The following is a 17,535-nucleotide window of genomic DNA, read 5'->3' as shown; positions in this document are numbered from 1 at the left end:
TTTCCTCACATAGGACACATAGGTACTCAGCCACACACTGGGGGAACCACATGCCAGGCGCCATCTACGCCGAAGGCCTGGTGAAGACCTTCGGCGATGTAAAGGCTCTGGACGGCGTCGATCTCGACGTCCCGGAGGGCACGGTCCTCGGCCTGCTCGGGCCGAACGGGGCGGGGAAGACGACGGCGGTGCGCTGCCTGACGACGCTGCTCACGCCGGACAGCGGCAAGGCGGTCGTCGCGGGGATCGACGTACTGAAGCATCCGAACGAAGTGCGGCGCTCCATCGGCCTGTCGGGCCAGTTCGCCGCGGTCGACGAGTATCTGACCGGCCGGGAGAACCTGGAGATGGTCGGCCGGCTCTACCAACTGCCCAAGAAGGAGGCGAAGAAGCGGGCCGGGGAACTCCTCGACCGCTTCCACCTCGCGGACGCCGCGGACCGCCCCTCCAAGACGTACTCCGGCGGCATGCGCCGCAGGCTCGACCTCGCGGCCGCGCTCGTTGTCTCCCCGCCGGTGATGTTCATGGACGAGCCGACGACCGGCCTCGACCCCGTCAACCGGCAGCAACTGTGGGAGGTCATCCAGGAGTTGGTCGCCGGCGGCACGACGCTGCTCCTCACCACCCAGTACCTGGAAGAGGCCGACCACCTGGCGCACGACATCTGCGTCGTGGACCACGGCCGCGTGATCGCCCGCGGCACAGCCGACCAGCTCAAGGCGCAGACCGGCGGCGAGCGCGTCGAGGTCGTGGTGCACGAGCCGGAGCACATCGAGACGGCGCGCGAGATCTTGAGCGGCTACGGCAAGGGCGAGACGACGGTCGCCCAGCACACCCGCAAACTGACCGTCCCCGTCATCGGAGGCGCCAAGCTGCTCGCCGAGATCATCCGCGACCTGGACGCGCGCGGCATCGAGATCGACGACATCGGCCTGCGCCGCCCGACCCTCGACGACGTGTTCATCTCGCTGACCGGCCATGTGGCCGAGGAACCGGCGGCGTCCGAAGCGGGCGCGCCGGTCGAGGACCCGAAGGGGGCGAGGAAATGAGCGCCTGGAGCGACTCCCTGGTCGTCGGCAAGCGGAACCTGATCCGGATGACCCGGATCCCCGAGATGATCCTGTTCGGGATCATCCAGCCGGTGATGTTCGTGGTCCTGTTCACGTACGTCTTCGGCGGCTCGATCGCCATCCCGGGCGCAGGCGTCAGTGCCGGTGCCTACAAGGAATTCCTGATGGCGGGCATCTTCGCCCAGACCGTCACCTTCGCCACGGCGGGTGCGGGCGCGGGCATCGCGGACGACATGCACAAGGGCCTCATCGACCGCTTCCGCTCGCTGCCCATGGCGCGCGGCGCCGTGCTCACCGGCCGCACCCTCGCCGACCTGGTGCAGACCGCGGTGACGCTGGCCGTGCTCGCGGTGGTGGCGCTGCTCGTCGGCTGGCGCACGCACGAGAACCTCGGCAAGGTCCTGGCGGGCTTCGGCCTGCTCCTGCTGCTCGGGTACGCGTTCACCTGGATCGGTGCGCTGATCGGCCTGTCGGTGCGCACCCCGGAGGCGGCGACCTCCGGCGGCCTGATCTGGCTCTTCCCGCTGACGTTCATCTCGAACGCGTTCGTGCCGGTCAACGGCATGCCGAAGTTCCTCCAGTACATCGCGGAATGGAACCCCTTCAGCGCCACGGTGGCTGCGGCCCGCGAGCTGTTCGGCAACACGATCGAGGGCGTACCGAAATCGGTGACCGGGGCCTGGCCCATGGAGCACCCGATCTGGGCCTCGCTGATCTGGTCCGTCCTGATCATCCTGGTCTTCCGCGCCCTCGCGGTGCGCAAGTACCGCAAGGCGGCCTGACCCGCAGAGAACACGACGAGGCCCCCGCGGCGCGTACGCCGCGGGGGCCCTGTCCGTGCTCGGGAGGCGTCAGCCGTTGAAGGGGTCCGCCTTGAGGATCCGCACCGAGGCCTTCTTGCCGTTCGGCAGTTCGTAGTCGACGTCCTCGCCCACCTTGTGGCCGTTGACCCCCGTGCCGAGCGGGGACTGGGGGGAGTACGTCTCGAAATCACTGCTCGCGTACTCGCGCGAGGCGAGCAGGAACTCCAGGGTGTCGTCCTCGTCACCGTCGAAGGCGATCTTGACGACCATGCCGGGCGCGACCACGCCGGTCGCCGCAGGCGCCTCGCCGACCTTGGCCCGCTCCAGGAGCTGGGTCAACTGGCGGATGCGGAGCTCCTGCTTGCCCTGCTCCTCCTTGGCCGCGTGGTACCCGCCGTTCTCCCGCAGGTCGCCCTCCTCGCGTGCGGCGGCGATCTTCTGGGTGATCTCCTCGCGTGCGGGACCAGACAGGTGCGCCAGCTCGTCCCTGAGCTTGGTGTACGCCTCCTGCGTCAGCCAGGTGACGTCTTCGCTGGTCTGGGTCACAGGTCGCTCCTCGTAGGTACTGGGTATACAAAGCATCGCCCTACTCAGAAGGATGTTCCCTACTGAGTGGGCGAAACCACGAGCCTAACAATTCAGGCGTGAAAGGGGGAGGACAAAAGGCATCAGCGTTGCGTCGGCGCAGGTCAGCGCCCGCCGTTTCGCCGGCCCGTATCGACAATCAGTCGGCGTGGCAGCCCAGGAGCTCCGCGGTCGTGCCGCCGCCCGTCGTCTTCAGCGTGACGACCTTGTCGATGCGCTCGGACTTCTGGTCGAAGCGGAAGTCGGCGCGTCCCACCTCGGCGCCGGCCTCGCTCTGCGAGCGGATCGTGCAGTAGCCCGTGGCGTCGGTGTCCTTGCGGATCTCCATATGGACCTGGACGTCGTGCTTGTTCGTGTCGAAGGCGATGACCTCGCCGCTGAACTTGCTGCCGCCGACGACGTAGTACCAGCCGAACCAGACCATCAGGGCCGCGAACAGGACGCCGAGGACGATTCCCGCGATCTTCAGCTTGCGGTCGGCGCGGGCGTCGGCGGAGCGCGAGGATCCGTATCGGCCCTCGGGCAGCTGCTGCACGGCGCTCATCCGCCAGTTCCTCTCGCGTCGCCCGACAGGTGGCCGGGCACCGGAATTTTCCGCCCCCCGGTTCCGTCACTATAGAAGCTGCCCGGTGCACTCCAGGCACCCGGGCGCCCGTATCTCACCGAGGAACTTGTCTTGACTGAGCAGCTGCGCCTTATGGCCGTTCACGCCCACCCCGACGACGAGTCGTCGAAGGGCGCGGCCACCATGGCCAAGTACGTGTCCGAGGGGGTGGACGTACACGTCGTGACCTGCACAGGAGGCGAGCGCGGCTCCATCCTCAACCCGAAGCTCCAGGGCGACAAGTACGTCGAGGAGAACATTCGGGAGGTCCGCCGCAAGGAGATGGACGAGGCGCGCGAGATCCTCGGCGTCAAGCAGGACTGGCTGGGCTTCGTCGACTCGGGGCTGCCCGAGGGCGACCCGCTGCCGCCGCTGCCGGAGGGCTGCTTCGCCCTGGAGGAGGTCGACCACGCGGCCGGCGCGCTGGTCAGGCAGATCCGCACCTTCCGTCCGCAGGTCATCACGACGTACGACGAGAACGGCGGCTACCCGCACCCCGACCACATCATGACCCACAAGATCACGATGGTGGCCTTCGACGGTGCGGCCGACGCCGAGAAGTACCCCGAGGACGAGTTCGGTCCCGTCTACCAGCCGAAGAAGCTCTACTACAACCAGGGCTTCAACCGGACGCGCACCGAGGCGCTGCACAAGGCGCTCCTGGAGCGCGGCATGGAGTCCCCGTACGAGGACTGGCTGAAGCGCTGGGACGCCGACGCCTCGCGGGTCGAGCGCACGCTGACCACGCATGTTCCGTGCGCCGACTTCTACGAGATCCGCGACAAGGCGCTGATCGCGCACGCCACGCAGATCGATCCCGACGGCGGCTGGTTCCGCGTGCCGATGGACATCCAGCAGGAGGTCTGGCCGACCGAGGAGTACGAGCTCGCGAAGTCGCTCGTCGATACCTCCCTCCCCGAGGACGACCTCTTCGCGGGCATCCGACACAATGCCTGATGTGAACGCGAATCTGGCATTGACCCATCTCGTCCCCCTTGCCGCCAAGGAGGTCGACGAGAACAAGGTGACTCCGGGTGTGCTCGGCTTCATCGTCTTCGCCGTGATGGCCGTCGCGGTCTGGGGCCTGATGAAGTCGATGAACAAGCACATGCGCAAGGTCGACTTCAAGGAGAAGTCGGACGCGCCCGCCGGTGCGACGAGCGGCAAGGACGCCGGGCAGACGTCCGCCTGAACCCGCCGTCGGCCCCGCGCACGAGAGCGCGCGGGGCCGTTGCGCTGTCCGCCGCGCGCCCCTGCCTGTCATGTCCAGGGCGAGGGGAGGCGCGGCTATGACGGCTGTGCCTCCTTGGCGACGCCCATCACGTCCCGTGAGTGGCGGTTCGGGACCATGCCGAGGCGCCAGGCCTGCCAGCCGGCGTCCAGATCCACGCCCCGCTCCAGAAGCAGCTGGTACGCCTCCACGTAGTCGTCGAGCTTGCCGTCGCGGGCCGGATGCGTGGCGGCGGCGAGCTGGGACAGCTCCTCCTGCGCGACCGCCGTGCCGACCTCCGAGCCGCCGGGGGAGGCGTACGGAAGCAGCGTGCAGCGCAGGAACGTCGCCCAGTCCTCGCCCCTGCGGTCCTCGTACCCGGCGAAGATGCCCGCCGCCTCCTCGCACAACTCCATCGCCTGCGCGAGCCGCGCGTTGCCCGCGTCGACCACCGCCAGCTCCAGGCACGTCCACGCCTCGCCGTGCGGCACGCCGATCCGCTGGAAGTCGGCGCGGGCGTCGACCAGGAGCTGCCGGGCGAAGCCGGAGTTGCGCAAGGACCCCGTCTGAGCGGCCCGTTCGTCGCGGGTGACGCGCGCCGAGTGGTGGCGGGCGCAGGCCAGGCCGTAGACGTCGCGCATCCGGGAGAACATCGTGCGTGAGCGCTCCAGCTCCCGTACCGCCTTGTCGAGGTCGCCGGTCTCCTCCAGGGCCTGGCCCAGGTAGTAGTACGTCCACGCCTCGCCGCGCGCGTCCTCGTTGTCACGGTGCCGGGACGCCGCCTGGCGCAGGCCGTCGACCGCCGCGGACGCCTCGCCGTCGATGAGCCGGGCGCGGGCCAGCTCGGTCAGCGCCCAGGCCTGGCCACGGTTGTCGCGGGTCTGCCCGTACAGGTCGAGCGCCTCCCGCAGCTCCTCCTCCGCGCGCGGCACGTTGCCCATCCGCAGGCAGAGCTGGCCGAGCTGGAAGTGCGCCCACGCCTCACCGTGCAGCGACTCGTTCTCGCGGTGCAGGGCGAACGCGTCGGTGAGCAGCGCGAGCGCCATGCGTACGTTGGCGCGGTCGCGCTCGACCGCCGCGAGCGCGTGCAGCGTCCAGCCGCGGTCGCCCTTGGTCTCCGGCGTCGTCTGAAGGTCGAGCGCCTCCCGCAACCGCCCGGCCGCCTCGGTGAGTTGGCCCTGGTGGTGCAGGGTGATGCCGAGGGAGCACAGCGCGCGGCCCTCGCCCGCCCTGTGGTGCGCCTCGCGGTAGAGGTCGACCACCGAGGACAGCGTCGTACGCGCCTTGTCGAGCTCGCCGAGCTGGCGGGCCGCGATACCCGTCCGCCACTGGACCGAGCGCATGAGCAGGCCCTGGTCGATGGATTGTGTCAGCTCCTGGATCTCGCCGAGCCGGTAGAGGTCGCCGCGCAGCAGGCAGTAGTCGCACAGCGCGCCGAGCAGGCCGAGCACCGCGTCCTGGTTGACGCCCTCGGCGTGCCGCAGCGCCGCCGTGATGAAGCTCGACTCGTCGTCGAGCCAGCGCAGCGCCGCGTCCAGGGACGTGAAGCCGTGCGGCCCCGGCTGGCCCGCGCGCGTCGACATGTTGCCGTCGACCAGACGGATCACCGAGTCGGCCAGGTCCGCGTAGTTCTGGATCAGGCGCTCCTGCGCGGCCGTGCGCTCCGCGGGCTCCTCCTCGTCGGCGAGGCGGGCCTGGGCGAAGGTGCGCACGACGTCGTGCAGGCGGTAGCGGCTGCCGCGCACGTGGTCGACGAGCCCGGCGCCCGCGAGCGCCGACAGGTGCCGCTTCGCCTCCGCCGTGTTGGTGGCGAGCAGCGCCGCCGCGGCGGCCGCGCCGAGCGAGGCGCGCCCGGCGAGCGCGAGCCTCCGCAACAGCCGCCTGCCCTGCTCGGACTGGTCGGTGTAGCGCAGCCACAGCACCCGCTCGACCGGGTCCACGGGCCCGTACGCGGCGAGGTCGGCGGCGAGCTGACGCGTCGTGCGCGGCCCGATCGCGGAACCCGCGACACGCAGCGCCAGCGGCAGGCCGCCGCACAACTCCCGTACGACATCGGTGGATTCGGCGTCGTACGGCCCGCTCGGGTCCTCCGCGGCCTCCCGCAGCAGCTCCTCCGCGCCCGCCGCGTCCAGCGCCTGGACGGGAAGGTGGTGCACCCAGGCGGGCGTGTCGTCGCCGAGCTCCAAGGGCTCGCGCGAGGTGACGACGACGAGGCTGTCGGAGCGCTCGGGCACGAGCGTGCGCACCTGATCCGCGCTCGCCGCGTCGTCGAGGACGATCGTCACCGGCAGCCCGGTCAGATGCTGGTGGTACAGCTCGCTGAGCCGCTTGACCTGCTGCTCCTGCGAGGACCGCTCACGGAAGAGCAGCTGCTCGCGCGGCGCCCCGAGCCGGTTCAGCAGATGCAGCAGCGCGTCGCGCGTGGGCAGCGGCGGCGCGTCCGGGCGGTCGCCGCGCAGATCCACCACGCACGCCCCGCGGAACTGGTCCCGCAGCTCGTGCGCCGCGCGCACCGCGAGCGTCGTGCGCCCCGAGCCCGGTTCCCCGTGCAGCACCACCACGGTCGGCCGGGTCTCGGTACTGGCCCGCGCCGCGTGCACCCACTGCGCGATCTGCGACATGGCGACACGCCGCCCCGCGAACGGGCCCTCGGGCTCCGGGAGTTGACCGAACGACTGCTCAAGGACGCTGCGCCGCCGCGCGGCCGCGCTCTTGTCGGTCCGCCGCAGCTGCGGCCCCACCGTCTTCTTCGACGTGCCGGTGCTCGCGGCGAGCACCCGCTGCTGGTCGAGGAACGGCCGTATACCCCGCACCTCAAGTGCGGTCAGCCACTGCAACCGCAGCTGCTCGGGCCCGCCCGGCTGATTGCGTGCCCCGGCGCTGCGGCTCGCGGCCGGCACGTGCGAAGCGGTCACCTTCGCGACGGTCGTGGCGGACCCCAGCACGGCGACGGCGACCCCCGCGCCCACGGCCGTACCGGTCCCGGCCCCCAGCACCAGATCCGCGACACAGGCGGTGACGGCACCGACTCCCGCCACCATCAACGGCGTTGACCCGCCCTCCTTGGCGAACCGCTGCCCGAACGTCATCCGCCCCGCGTCGGCCTCGTCGAGGGCCCGGGTGAACGCGTCGTACTCCTCGGTCGCGCTGCGCCCCATCGCGTCCAGCGCGCCCTTCGCCCGCGACAGCAGCACGGCCCCGTCCGCGCGCCCTCCCGAACGCCTGACCTCTTCCTCCACGGCCCGAGCCAACAGCCGTTCGGCTTCCGCCCGATGGCTGTCCCGCATATTCGGTCCCCCTCCGGTGGCGACAAGTACGGGGTCAAGTGTGCTGCGTATGGGGTGTCGGCGCGAGGGTCCCGGCGATCAGAGGCGCGACGCGGGGCGGCTTGAGTGAGGCAGCGCGGCACCATGAGCGAGGATGGGACGCATGCCGAACCGACTGGCCCATGAAACGTCCCCCTACCTCCTCCAGCACGCCGATAACCCGGTGGACTGGTGGCCCTGGTCGGCCGACGCCTTCGCGGAGGCGCAGCGGCGCGGGGTGCCGGTGCTGCTCAGCGTCGGGTATTCGAGCTGTCACTGGTGTCACGTGATGGCCCATGAGTCCTTCGAGGACGGGGCCACCGCCGCCGTCCTGAACGACAACTTCGTCAACATCAAGGTCGACCGCGAAGAACGCCCGGACGTCGACGCCGTCTACATGGAGGCCGTGCAGGCCGCGACCGGCCAGGGCGGCTGGCCCATGACCGTGTTCCTGACGCCGGACGCCGAGCCGTTCTACTTCGGCACGTACTTCCCGCCGGAGCCGCGCCACGGCATGCCCTCGTTCACGCAGGTCCTGCACGGCGTGCGGGACGCGTGGACCGAGCGGCACGGCGAGGTCACCGAGGTCGCCGGGAAGATCACCGCCGATCTGGCCGCGCGCGAACTGCCCTACGGGAACACGGAGTTGCCGGGCGAGAACGAGCTGGCGCAGGCGCTGCTCGGGCTCACGCGCGAGTACGACGCGACGTACGGCGGCTTCGGCGGCGCGCCCAAGTTCCCGCCGTCCATGGTGGTCGAGTTCCTGCTGCGGCACCACGCGCGTACCGGCGCGGAGGGTGCGCTGCAGATGGCCGTGGACACCTGCGAGCGGATGGCGCGCGGCGGGATCTACGACCAGCTCGGCGGCGGGTTCGCGCGGTACTCGGTGGACCGGGAGTTCACGGTGCCGCACTTCGAGAAGATGCTGTACGACAACGCGCTGCTGTGCCGCGCGTACGCGCATTTGTGGCGCTCCACCGGCTCCGAACTGGCCAAGCGCGTCGCCCTCGAAACCGCCGACTTCATGGTGCGCGAGCTGCGGACGAACGAGGGCGGATTCGCGTCCGCGCTCGACGCCGACAGCGAGGACCCGGCGAGCGGGAAGCACGTCGAGGGCGCGTACTACGTGTGGACGCCGCGGCAGCTCGCCGAGGTGCTCGGTGACGAGGACGCCGCCGTCGCCGCACGCTGCTTCGGGGTCACCGAGGAGGGCACCTTCGAGGAGGGTTCCTCGGTGCTTCAGCTCCCGCAGGGCGACGAGGTGTTCGACGCCGGGCAGGTCGAGCGCATCCGGCAGCGGCTGACCGCCGCCCGCGCCGAGCGCCCCGCGCCCGGCCGGGACGACAAGGTCGTCGCCGCGTGGAACGGGCTCGCGATCGCCGCGCTCGCCGAGACCGGTGCGTACTTCGGCCGGCAGGATCTGGTGGATGCCGCCGTGTGCGCGGGCGACCTGCTCGTACGCCTGCACATGGACCCGCTTGCCCGGCTGGCGCGGACCAGCAAGGACGGGCACGTCGGCGCCAACGCGGGTGTCCTTGAGGACTACGCGGACGTCGCCGAGGGTTTCCTCGCGCTCGCGTCCGTGACCGGTGAGGGCGTGTGGCTGGAGTTCGCCGGGTTCCTGCTCGACCACGTCCTTGACCGGTTCGTGGACCGGGAGAGCGGCGCGCTGTACGACACCGCGGTCGACGCCGAGAAGCTCATCCGGCGGCCCCAGGATCCGACCGACAACGCCACGCCCTCCGGCTGGACCGCCGCGGCGGGCGCGCTTCTGTCGTATGCCGCGCACACCGGTTCCGAGCCGCACCGCACTGCCGCCGAGCGCGCCCTCGGCGTCGTCAAGGCCCTCGCCCCGCGCGCCCCGCGGTTCATCGGGAACGGGCTCGCGGTCGCCGAGGCGCTGCTCGACGGGCCGCGCGAGATCGCGGTCGTGGGGGAGGTCGGTGGGCGGCTGCACCACGCGGCGCTCATCGGGACGGCTCCGGGGGCGGTCGTCGCGGCGGGTGAGGAGGGTGGCGGCGAGCTTCCGCTGCTGGTCGACCGGCCGCTCGTCGACGGGCGGGAAGCCGCCTACGTATGCCGGCACTTCGTGTGCGACGCGCCGGTGACCGATGTCGACGGGTTGCGGCGGATGCTTGGGGAGTCGCAGCGGTAGTCCCCGGCGCCGTTTGAGCCGTACCGGTGTTGAGGACGCGGGGCTCTGCCCCGGACCCCGCGGGCTCTCGTCCAAGAACGGGGCTTGAATGGCGGCTCAGAGCCCGTGCTGCACCGTGTCGAGGGCGCGCAGCACGAGTTCGCGCAGGTCGTCCTCGTGGCCGTGCTCGGCCCAGTACATCGTTGCCTGCATCAGGGCGCCGACCAACGCCATGGCGTAGACCCGGACTTCGAGGTCGGCGGCGTCCCGGCCGGTGCGCTCGGCGATGACCCGGCACATCAGCCTGCCGGTCACCGACATCGACTCCATCATCCGGGAGCGCACCGCGGGCGTCTCGACCTGGAGGCGCATCCGCAGCCGGGTGATCTCCGGCCGCTCGTCCGCGAACGCGAGTTCCAGGCTGCGGTCGACGACGTGCCGCACGGATTCGACGATCGACTCGTCCTTCGGCCGTGCCCGCAGCTCCCGCTCCAGGATCGGGTCGAACTCGTCCGTGAGGACGATGTCCTCCTTGGTCGGGAAGTAGCGGAAGACCGTGGACGGCGAGACCTCGGCGGCCTCGGCGATCTGCTCGACTGTCGTCGTGTCGTACCCCTGCTCCTCGATCAGGCGGTACGTCGCCTCACGGATCGCCGTCCTGGTCTTGATCTTCTTGCGCTCGCGGAGCCCCACCTTGGGCTCCGCGGGCTGCTGTGCTGACGCGGCCATGGCGCTCATTCTCAGGCATCGGCGCCGACCGGGGCGACCTCCGGGTCGGGAGTGGGGCCTGTCTTCTCGGGACCGGGCAGCAGCACCGCCGTCAGCAGCGCGGCGGCCAGGGCGACGATGCCGATGACGACCAGGGCCAGGTCCATGCCGTGGACGAACGCGCTGTCCGCCGATGCGGCGAGCGCCCGGTCGCCGAGCTTCCCGGCGACCATGTGCGCGCCGATCACCGAGTCGTGCGCCACGTCCGCCGCCGCGTCGGGCAGCCCCGCCGTGGCGAGTCGGCCCGCGTAGGCGCCGGAGACGAGGGCGCCGAGCAGGGCCACGCCGAGTGCGGAGCCGGTCTGTCGCACGGTGGACAGCAGGCCCGAGCCGCGGCCCGCCTGGTCCTTGGCGAGTGCGCCCATGGCGCCGCCCATCGCGGGGATCATGGCGAAGGCGATGCCGATCCCGGCGATCGACAGCCACAGCGCCGTGAAGCCGTACCCGGAGTCGACGGTGGTGCGCGCCCCGAGGAACGCGGCGAAGGCGAGGACCACCAGGGCCACGCAGATCACCGCCCGCGCCCCGAACTTCGCGACCAAGGGCTGCGCCAGCCTCGCCGCGACGAGCATCCCGCCCATCATCGGCACCATCCGCAGGCCGGTGCCGAGCGAGTCGATGCCGAGCACCGCCTGGAGGTACTGCGGCAGCAGGAACAGCAGCCCGGCCATGATGAACATGCCGAGCGTCGCCGCCAGGGTGTTGGTGAGGAAGCCCCGGTGGGACAGGAGTGAGAGGTCGAGCATGGGCCGCGAGCTGCGTCGCTCGCGCAGCACCAGCGCGCCGATCAGGACGACGGACGCAAGGAATCCGCCGAGCACGACGGCGCTCGACCAGCCCTTCTCGGGGCCTTCGATGATCGCGTAGATGAGGGTGCCGAGGCCGAGCGCGGTGAGCACGGTGGAGACGAGGTCGACCTTGGGCGCGGCCGGGTCCCGGCTCTCGGGGAGCAGGAACAGGCAGGCGGTGATGCCGATCGCGACCATCGGCACGTTCAGTACGAACACCGAGCCCCACCAGAAGTGGTCGAGCAGCCAGCCGCCGATGATCGGGCCGAGCGGCATCCCGAGCGCGGAGGCCGCGGAGATGGCCCCGATCGCCTTCGTCTGCTCGTCCCGCGCGAACAGCGAGGGGATGACCGACATGGCGAGCGGCATCACGAAGGCGCCGCCGACGCCCATCAGCGCGCGGGCCGCGATCACCCAGCCCACGTCACCGGCGAGCGCGCCCACGACGGACGCGGCGAGGAAGATGCCGAGTCCGCCGATCAGCATCCGGCGCCGCCCGAACCGGTCGCCGAGCAGTCCCGCCGGGAGCATCAGGGCGGCGAACACCACGATGTACGCGTCCGCCATCCACTGCTGCTGGCCCGTGGTGGCGCCGAGTTCTCCGGCGATCGTGGGCAGCGCGACGTTGAGGATCGTCATGTCGAAGCCGAGCACGAGCATGCTCGCGACCAGGGCCCCGAGGGCCCACCAGCGCCGAGGGTCGGGGCGCGACTCCACTTGTTGAGTGACAGTAACCATGAAATGAGAGTAGCTGTCACTTCATAGTGTCCGTCAATAAAGAGTTGCCCTCGGAAACGCAAAAATGGCCGCGGCTGGTGAGCCGCGGCCATGGAGAAGGGGGGGGTCAGCCGTGCTGGTACGCCACCAGGGAGATACCGACGTAGTGGACGATGAACGCCGCGAGGGTCAGGGAGTGGAAGACCTCGTGGAAGCCGAACCAGCGTGGTGACGGGTTCGGGCGCTTGATGCCGTAGATGACGCCGCCCGCGCTGTAGAGCAGGCCGCCGACGATCACCAGGACGAGCACCGCGATGCCGCCCGTGCGCATGAAGTCCGGCAGGAAGAAGACCGCGGCCCAGCCCATCGCGATGTAGCACGGCGTGTAGAGCCAGCGCGGGGCGCCGACCCAGAAGACGCGGAAGACGATGCCTGCCGCGGCCGCCGCCCAGACGCTCCACAGCAGGGCGTCACCCTTGGCGCCGGGGAGCAGCAGCATCGTCAGCGGCGTATACGTACCGGCGATGATCAGGAAGATGTTCGCGTGGTCGAGGCGGCGCAGTACGCCGTCCGCGCGCGGCCCCCAGTTCCCCCGGTGGTAGAGCGCGCTCACGCCGAACAGCAGGCAGGCGGTCAGCACGAAGATGGCGCACGCGATCCGGCCGCGCGTCGAGTCCGCGAGGGCCGTGAGGAAGATGCCCGAGATCAGCACGGCGGGGAACATGCCCGCGTGCAGCCAGCCGCGCAGTCTCGGCTTCAGCACGGAGGGCTGGACGGCTGGGACCTCGGGCTGCTCGGTGGCGACGCTCATCCCGGCATCGTACCCAGCCGAACCTACGCGACCGTAGGTAACGGGCCCGATGAGTGGTGATGCTCACTTCGCTCACTTGTGAGGCCCCCTGGACAGATGGGCGTTTCGGTCGGATGATCAAATGAGTGCGGTCGGCACCGGATGAGCGCCCACTGAGCTCCAGTGGACTGGGAGGCGCAGCGTCCGGGTCGCAGCCCCCACGGGGCAATCAACCTCAGAATCCCTCATTTAGGAGCGATCGTGGCGCGCGACATCGCGGCTCCCTCCCTGGACACCCTCCCGACCAAGCACCAGGAACTGATCTCGTGGGTCAACGAGATCGCAGAACTCACGCAGCCGGACAGTGTGGTCTGGTGTGACGGCTCCGAGGCCGAGTACGAGCGCCTCGCCGAGGAGCTCGTCGCGAAGGGGACGTTCAAGAAGCTCGACCCCATCAAGCGCCCCAACTCGTACTACGCCGCCTCCGACCCGTCCGATGTCGCGCGCGTCGAGGACCGTACGTTCATCTGCTCCGAGAAGGAGGAGGACGCGGGCCCCACGAACCACTGGAAGGCCCCCGCGGAGATGCGGGAGATCTTTCGGGGGAACGAGGGGAACGGGGGGATCTTCCGTGGCTCGATGCGCGGACGGACCATGTACGTCGTCCCGTTCTGCATGGGCCCGCTCGGTTCGCCGCTGTCCGCGATCGGCGTCGAGATCACCGATTCGGCGTACGTGGCCGTCTCCATGCGCACGATGACCCGGATGGGCCAGCCGGTCCTCGAGGAGCTGGGCGAGGACGGCTTCTTCGTGAAGGCCGTGCACACGCTGGGCGCCCCGCTGGGTCCGGACGAGGCGGACGTCCCGTGGCCGTGCAACTCCACGAAGTACATCTCGCACTTCCCCGAGGACCGCGAGATCTGGTCGTACGGCTCCGGGTACGGCGGCAACGCCCTGCTCGGCAAGAAGTGCTACGCCCTGCGCATCGCGTCCGTCATGGCGCGTGACGAGGGCTGGCTCGCCGAGCACATGCTGATCCTCAAGCTCACGCCGCCGACCGGCGAGTCGAAGTACGTCGCCGCCGCCTTCCCGTCCGCCTGTGGCAAGACGAACCTCGCGATGCTGGAGCCCACGATCTCCGGCTGGACCGTCGAGACGATCGGTGACGACATCGCCTGGATGCGGTTCGGCGAGGACGGCCGGCTCTACGCGATCAACCCCGAGGCCGGTTTCTTCGGCGTCGCGCCCGGCACCGGCGAGCACACCAACGCCAACGCCATGAAGACCCTGTGGGGCAACTCGGTCTTCACGAACGTCGCGCTCACCGACGACAACGACGTCTGGTGGGAGGGCATGACGGAGGAGACTCCGGCGCACCTCACCGACTGGAAGGGCAACTCCTGGACCCCGGAGTCGGGCGTCCCAGCCGCCCACCCCAACGCGCGCTTCACCACGCCCGCGTCGCAGTGCCCGATCATCGCGCCCGAGTGGGAGGACCCGAAGGGCGTGCCGATCTCGGCGATCCTGTTCGGCGGCCGTCGCGCCTCGGCCGTGCCGCTGGTCACCGAGTCCTTCGACTGGAACCACGGCGTCTTCCTCGGCGCGAACGTGGCCTCCGAGAAGACCGCCGCCGCCGAGGGCAAGGTCGGCGAGCTGCGCCGCGACCCGTTCGCCATGCTGCCGTTCTGCGGTTACAACATGGGCGACTACATGGCGCACTGGGTGAAGGTCGGTGCCGATAAGGATGCCGCCAAGCTGCCGAAGATCTACTACGTCAACTGGTTCCGGAAGAACGCGGACGGCAAGTTCGTGTGGCCCGGCTTCGGTGAGAACTCGCGTGTCCTGAAGTGGATCGTGGACCGCCTCGACGGCCGCGCCGAGGGCGTCGAGACGCCGATCGGTATCCTGCCGACCAAGGAGTCCCTGGACACCAAGGGCCTCGAACTGGCCGACGCCGACCTGGACTTCCTGCTGACGGTGGACAAGGAAGCATGGCGCGACGAGGCGTCGCTCGTCCCCGCGCACCTCAACACGTTCGGCGACCACACGCCGACGGAGCTGTGGGACGAGTACCGCAAGCTGGTGGACCGGCTCGGCTGACGACCGGACAACCGGACATGAGTGGGCCCCCGCACGCGCCGCGTGCGGGGGCCCACTTCATGCAACGACAGGGTCTAGGCGGCGACGAGGGCGTGCGCCTCCATGCGCTGCGCCGCCAGGATCGCGGCGGCGGTGTCGGCCCGGGAGGCCGCGACCACCAGGGCGCGGCCCGCGAGGGCGTGCGCCCGCTGGTGGAGCGCGTCGAGGGCGGGTTCGTGAATGGCGGCGGCCACTGCGGCGCGGAGCGGCATCAGGCCGCCACGCAGCCGGGCCACCTGCGAGGCGAGCGACTCCGCAGCCTCGTCCAGATCGGCGCTCGGCGTGAGGTGGCGCAGCTCGTCCGTCACTGCGAGGAGGGCGGCCAGGTGGCCGGCGAGCTGGATGTCCAGCTCCTCCTCGCGGGAGCGGTGCGGGAACTCGCCGCTGTCGGCCGCCGTCGAGTGGACCGACTTGGTGCGGATCGGCTCGTACATGGGAGGCCTCCAGGGCGTGCGTGTCAGCTTGGCCTCCATCGTACCTTGGATCGTGTCTAAATTAGAACTGGTCCAAAGTAGGAGTGTCGCGAAAGAGGGCTGACGGTCACGGCTGGCTGTAGCCGTCCAGGAAATTCCCGATCCGGGTCACCGCCTCCGTCAGCTGCCGGGTGTCGGGCAGCGTGACGACGCGGAAGTGGTCGGGCTCCGGCCAGTTGAAGCCGGTGCCGTGCACCACCATGATCTTCTCGGCCCGCAGCAGGTCGAGGACCATCTGCCGGTCGTCCTTGACCTTGAAGACCTTGGGGTCGAGGCGCGGGAAGAGGTACAGCGCCCCCTTCGGCTTCACGCAGCTCACGCCCGGGATCTGCGTGAGCAGCTCGTACGCGACGTCACGCTGCTCCTTCAGCCGCCCGCCCGGCAGCACCAGATCGTTCACCGTCTGGCGTCCGCTGAGCGCCGCGACGACGCCGTGCTGGCCCGGCATGTTCGCGCACAGACGCATGTTCGCCAGGATCGTCAGGCCCTCGATGTACGACTCCGCGTGCGCGCGCGGCCCCGAGATCGCCATCCAGCCGACGCGGTAGCCGGCCACGCGGTACGCCTTCGACATGCCGTTGAAGGTGAGCGTCATCAGGTCCGGCGCGATGGCGGCGGTCGGGGTGTGCGTGGCGTCGTCGTAGAGGATCTTGTCGTAGATCTCGTCGGAGCAGACGAGGAGGTTGTGGCGGCGGGCGATGTCGGTGATGCCGCGCAGCATCTCGTCGCTGTATACGGCGCCGGTGGGGTTGTTGGGGTTGATGATGACGATCGCCTTGGTGCGGTCGGTCACCTTGCGCTCGATGTCGGCGAGGTCCGGCATCCAGTCGGCCTGCTCGTCGCAGCGGTAGTGCACGGCGGTGCCGCCGGAGAGCGAGACGGCGGCGGTCCACAGGGGGTAGTCGGGCGCGGGGACGAGCACTTCGTCCCCGTCGTCGAGGAGTCCCTGCATCGCCATCACGATCAGCTCGGAGACGCCGTTGCCGATGAAGACGTGCTCGACGTCCGTCTCCACGCCGAGGGTCTGGTAGTGCATCATCACGGCGCGGCGGGCAGCGAGGAGACCCTTGGCGTCGCCGTAGCCGTGCGCGTCCCCGAGGTTGCGGAGCATGTCCTCGAGGATCTCCGGCGGGCACTCGAAGCCGAACGCCGCCGGGTTGCCGGTGTTGAGCTTGAGGATGCGGTGCCCTGCCGCCTCCAGCCGCATCGCTTCTTCGAGAACCGGGCCACGGATCTCGTAGCAGACGTTGGAGAGCTTGGTCGACTGGATGAGCTGCATCCCCAAACTTTACGGCCGTGTTTCGGGATGCCGCGCACCCTTTGTCGGCCGGTGGGGCGGTGCGGGCCGCGCGGGTTTCGGATGCGGTGGCACGCGGTGCCGGATACCTCCGGAACGGCGGGTTCCGGGGTGGTCGCGGCTTGGATGCGGCGGGTCGGAGGGGCGGGTGAGATGGACCACGCGCGTCCTCCGGACGGCGGCACCGCGCGTCTAATCGCGCGTATGTTCGAAACATTCGCTACGGTGGAGGCATGCTTCAGGGATCGCTGTTCGACCAGGCCGAGGACATCGCACTCGGCGGGCTCGGTGCCGTGCGGCGGACCGTGCTAGGAGCCGGCGCCTGGATCGACGTGCTGCCGGGGTGGCTGCGCGGGGCCGACGAGCTGTACGAACGCCTCGCGGGCGACGTGCCGTGGAAAGCCGAGCGGCGGCAGATGTACGAGCGGATGGTCGACGTGCCGCGGCTGCTCAAGTTCTACGACGCGGGGGAGGCGCTGCCGCACCCCGTGCTCGACGGGGCGCGGGACGCGCTGTCGGCACACTACGCGCGGGAGTTGGGCGAACCGTTCAGCACGGCGGGCCTCTGCTACTACCGGGACGGCCGGGACAGCGTCGCCTGGCACGGCGACCGGATCGGGCGCGGCGCCCGCGAGGACACGATGGTCGCCATCCTGTCCGTGGGCACGCCGCGGGACCTGACGCTGCGGCCCGTCGGCGGCGGCCCTGTCGTGCGCCGCCCGCTCGGGCACGGCGACCTCATCGTCATGGGCGGGTCCTGCCAGCGGACCTGGGAGCACGCGATCCCCAAGTCCGCCCGCGCGGCCGGAGGCCGGATCAGCGTCCAGTTCCGGCCGCGCGGGGTGCGGTGAC

15 protein-coding genes are annotated in these 17,535 nt (G+C 70.3%); 7 read left to right on the top strand and 8 right to left on the bottom strand.

What is annotated here, in order from left to right; all coding sequences use genetic code 11:
• The first annotated feature begins 50 nt into the window (after positions 1-50).
• Together ACWD2L_RS14545 and ACWD2L_RS14540 are read left to right on the top strand one after the other, a co-directional pair.
• Positions 51-1,049 (top strand): ATP-binding cassette domain-containing protein, encoded by a 999-nt coding sequence (locus ACWD2L_RS14545; protein ID WP_351337026.1) that lies wholly within the window; start codon positions 51-53, stop codon positions 1,047-1,049.
• Complete coding sequence (locus tag ACWD2L_RS14540; protein ID WP_351337028.1) at positions 1,046-1,852, top strand: ABC transporter permease; 807 nt, start codon at positions 1,046-1,048, stop codon at positions 1,850-1,852. The genes ACWD2L_RS14545 and ACWD2L_RS14540 overlap by 4 nt, the downstream gene beginning before the upstream one ends.
• 69 nt (positions 1,853-1,921) lie before the next feature.
• Here ACWD2L_RS14540 and greA read toward each other — a convergent pair whose 3' ends face one another.
• Together greA and ACWD2L_RS14530 are read right to left on the bottom strand one after the other, a co-directional pair.
• Complete coding sequence (greA, locus tag ACWD2L_RS14535) at positions 1,922-2,419, bottom strand: transcription elongation factor GreA (protein ID WP_351337031.1); 498 nt, start codon at positions 2,417-2,419, stop codon at positions 1,922-1,924.
• Positions 2,420-2,597: 178 nt separating this feature from the next.
• Positions 2,598-3,002 (bottom strand): DUF4307 domain-containing protein, encoded by a 405-nt coding sequence (locus ACWD2L_RS14530; protein WP_351337034.1) that lies wholly within the window; start codon positions 3,000-3,002, stop codon positions 2,598-2,600.
• 132 nt (positions 3,003-3,134) lie between these two features.
• On the opposite strand from ACWD2L_RS14530, the gene mca reads away from it, so the two are divergent.
• Together mca and ACWD2L_RS14520 are read left to right on the top strand one after the other, a co-directional pair.
• A complete protein-coding gene (gene mca, locus ACWD2L_RS14525; RefSeq protein ID WP_351337037.1) occupies positions 3,135-4,019 on the top strand; it encodes a mycothiol conjugate amidase Mca in 885 nt (294 codons plus the stop codon).
• Positions 4,012-4,254 carry a hypothetical protein gene (locus tag ACWD2L_RS14520; RefSeq protein WP_351337040.1) on the top strand — a complete coding sequence of 81 codons (243 nt, stop codon included), beginning with the start codon at positions 4,012-4,014 and terminating at the stop codon, positions 4,252-4,254. The genes mca and ACWD2L_RS14520 overlap by 8 nt, the downstream gene beginning before the upstream one ends.
• A gap of 95 nt (positions 4,255-4,349) precedes the next feature.
• Here ACWD2L_RS14520 and ACWD2L_RS14515 read toward each other — a convergent pair whose 3' ends face one another.
• The gene (locus tag ACWD2L_RS14515) at positions 4,350-7,559 is read right to left on the bottom strand and encodes a tetratricopeptide repeat protein (protein ID WP_351337042.1); all 3,210 of its coding nucleotides are present in this window, start codon (positions 7,557-7,559) and stop codon (positions 4,350-4,352) included.
• A 142-nt stretch (positions 7,560-7,701) separates the two neighbouring features.
• On the opposite strand from ACWD2L_RS14515, the gene ACWD2L_RS14510 reads away from it, so the two are divergent.
• Complete coding sequence (locus tag ACWD2L_RS14510; protein ID WP_351337045.1) at positions 7,702-9,732, top strand: thioredoxin domain-containing protein; 2,031 nt, start codon at positions 7,702-7,704, stop codon at positions 9,730-9,732.
• A gap of 96 nt (positions 9,733-9,828) precedes the next feature.
• Here the strand turns inward: ACWD2L_RS14510 and ACWD2L_RS14505 are convergent, their stop codons facing one another.
• The 3 genes from ACWD2L_RS14505 to trhA all read right to left on the bottom strand — a co-directional run bounded on the left by ACWD2L_RS14505 (position 9,829) and on the right by trhA (position 12,795).
• Positions 9,829-10,440, bottom strand: coding sequence for a TetR/AcrR family transcriptional regulator (locus ACWD2L_RS14505; RefSeq protein WP_351337047.1), 612 nt, complete (start codon positions 10,438-10,440; stop codon positions 9,829-9,831).
• A gap of 11 nt (positions 10,441-10,451) precedes the next feature.
• The gene (locus ACWD2L_RS14500) at positions 10,452-12,005 is read right to left on the bottom strand and encodes a DHA2 family efflux MFS transporter permease subunit (RefSeq protein ID WP_351337050.1); all 1,554 of its coding nucleotides are present in this window, start codon (positions 12,003-12,005) and stop codon (positions 10,452-10,454) included.
• Between the two features lie 106 nt (positions 12,006-12,111).
• On the bottom strand, positions 12,112-12,795 hold the full coding sequence (gene trhA, locus ACWD2L_RS14495) for a PAQR family membrane homeostasis protein TrhA (protein WP_351337053.1): 684 nt from the start codon (positions 12,793-12,795) through the stop codon (positions 12,112-12,114).
• A 240-nt stretch (positions 12,796-13,035) separates the two neighbouring features.
• Between trhA and ACWD2L_RS14490 the strand changes: the two genes are divergently transcribed.
• Complete coding sequence (locus ACWD2L_RS14490; RefSeq protein WP_351337056.1) at positions 13,036-14,874, top strand: phosphoenolpyruvate carboxykinase (GTP); 1,839 nt, start codon at positions 13,036-13,038, stop codon at positions 14,872-14,874.
• A 74-nt stretch (positions 14,875-14,948) separates the two neighbouring features.
• On the opposite strand, the gene ACWD2L_RS14485 is transcribed toward ACWD2L_RS14490, so the two are convergent.
• Together ACWD2L_RS14485 and ACWD2L_RS14480 are read right to left on the bottom strand one after the other, a co-directional pair.
• Positions 14,949-15,347: an SCO4983 family protein gene (locus tag ACWD2L_RS14485; RefSeq protein WP_351340749.1), complete on the bottom strand. Its 399-nt coding sequence runs from the start codon at positions 15,345-15,347 to the stop codon at positions 14,949-14,951.
• Positions 15,348-15,453: 106 nt separating this feature from the next.
• Positions 15,454-16,665: a pyridoxal phosphate-dependent aminotransferase gene (locus ACWD2L_RS14480; RefSeq protein ID WP_351340752.1), complete on the bottom strand. Its 1,212-nt coding sequence runs from the start codon at positions 16,663-16,665 to the stop codon at positions 15,454-15,456.
• Positions 16,666-16,916: 251 nt separating this feature from the next.
• On the opposite strand from ACWD2L_RS14480, the gene ACWD2L_RS14475 reads away from it, so the two are divergent.
• Positions 16,917-17,534 carry an alpha-ketoglutarate-dependent dioxygenase AlkB gene (locus ACWD2L_RS14475; protein WP_351340755.1) on the top strand — a complete coding sequence of 206 codons (618 nt, stop codon included), beginning with the start codon at positions 16,917-16,919 and terminating at the stop codon, positions 17,532-17,534.
• Position 17,535 lies beyond the last annotated feature (1 nt).

Source organism: Streptomyces sp. NPDC002754, from assembly GCF_053592315.1.
This window is presented reverse-complemented; position numbering and strand designations above follow the sequence as displayed.

Coding starts and splice junctions, on each gene's coding strand:
- ACWD2L_RS14515 (WP_351337042.1), bottom strand. CDS start 7,559: ATGCGGGACAGCCATCGGGCGGAAGCCGAACGGCTGTTGGCTCGGGCC.
- ACWD2L_RS14475 (WP_351340755.1), top strand. CDS start 16,917: ATGCTTCAGGGATCGCTGTTCGACCAGGCCGAGGACATCGCACTCGGC.
- ACWD2L_RS14545 (WP_351337026.1), top strand. CDS start 51: ATGCCAGGCGCCATCTACGCCGAAGGCCTGGTGAAGACCTTCGGCGAT.
- ACWD2L_RS14500 (WP_351337050.1), bottom strand. CDS start 12,005: ATGGTTACTGTCACTCAACAAGTGGAGTCGCGCCCCGACCCTCGGCGC.
- ACWD2L_RS14485 (WP_351340749.1), bottom strand. CDS start 15,347: ATGTACGAGCCGATCCGCACCAAGTCGGTCCACTCGACGGCGGCCGAC.
- trhA (WP_351337053.1), bottom strand. CDS start 12,795: ATGAGCGTCGCCACCGAGCAGCCCGAGGTCCCAGCCGTCCAGCCCTCC.
- ACWD2L_RS14510 (WP_351337045.1), top strand. CDS start 7,702: ATGCCGAACCGACTGGCCCATGAAACGTCCCCCTACCTCCTCCAGCAC.
- ACWD2L_RS14520 (WP_351337040.1), top strand. CDS start 4,012: ATGCCTGATGTGAACGCGAATCTGGCATTGACCCATCTCGTCCCCCTT.
- ACWD2L_RS14480 (WP_351340752.1), bottom strand. CDS start 16,665: ATGCAGCTCATCCAGTCGACCAAGCTCTCCAACGTCTGCTACGAGATC.
- ACWD2L_RS14540 (WP_351337028.1), top strand. CDS start 1,046: ATGAGCGCCTGGAGCGACTCCCTGGTCGTCGGCAAGCGGAACCTGATC.
- ACWD2L_RS14530 (WP_351337034.1), bottom strand. CDS start 3,002: ATGAGCGCCGTGCAGCAGCTGCCCGAGGGCCGATACGGATCCTCGCGC.
- ACWD2L_RS14505 (WP_351337047.1), bottom strand. CDS start 10,440: ATGGCCGCGTCAGCACAGCAGCCCGCGGAGCCCAAGGTGGGGCTCCGC.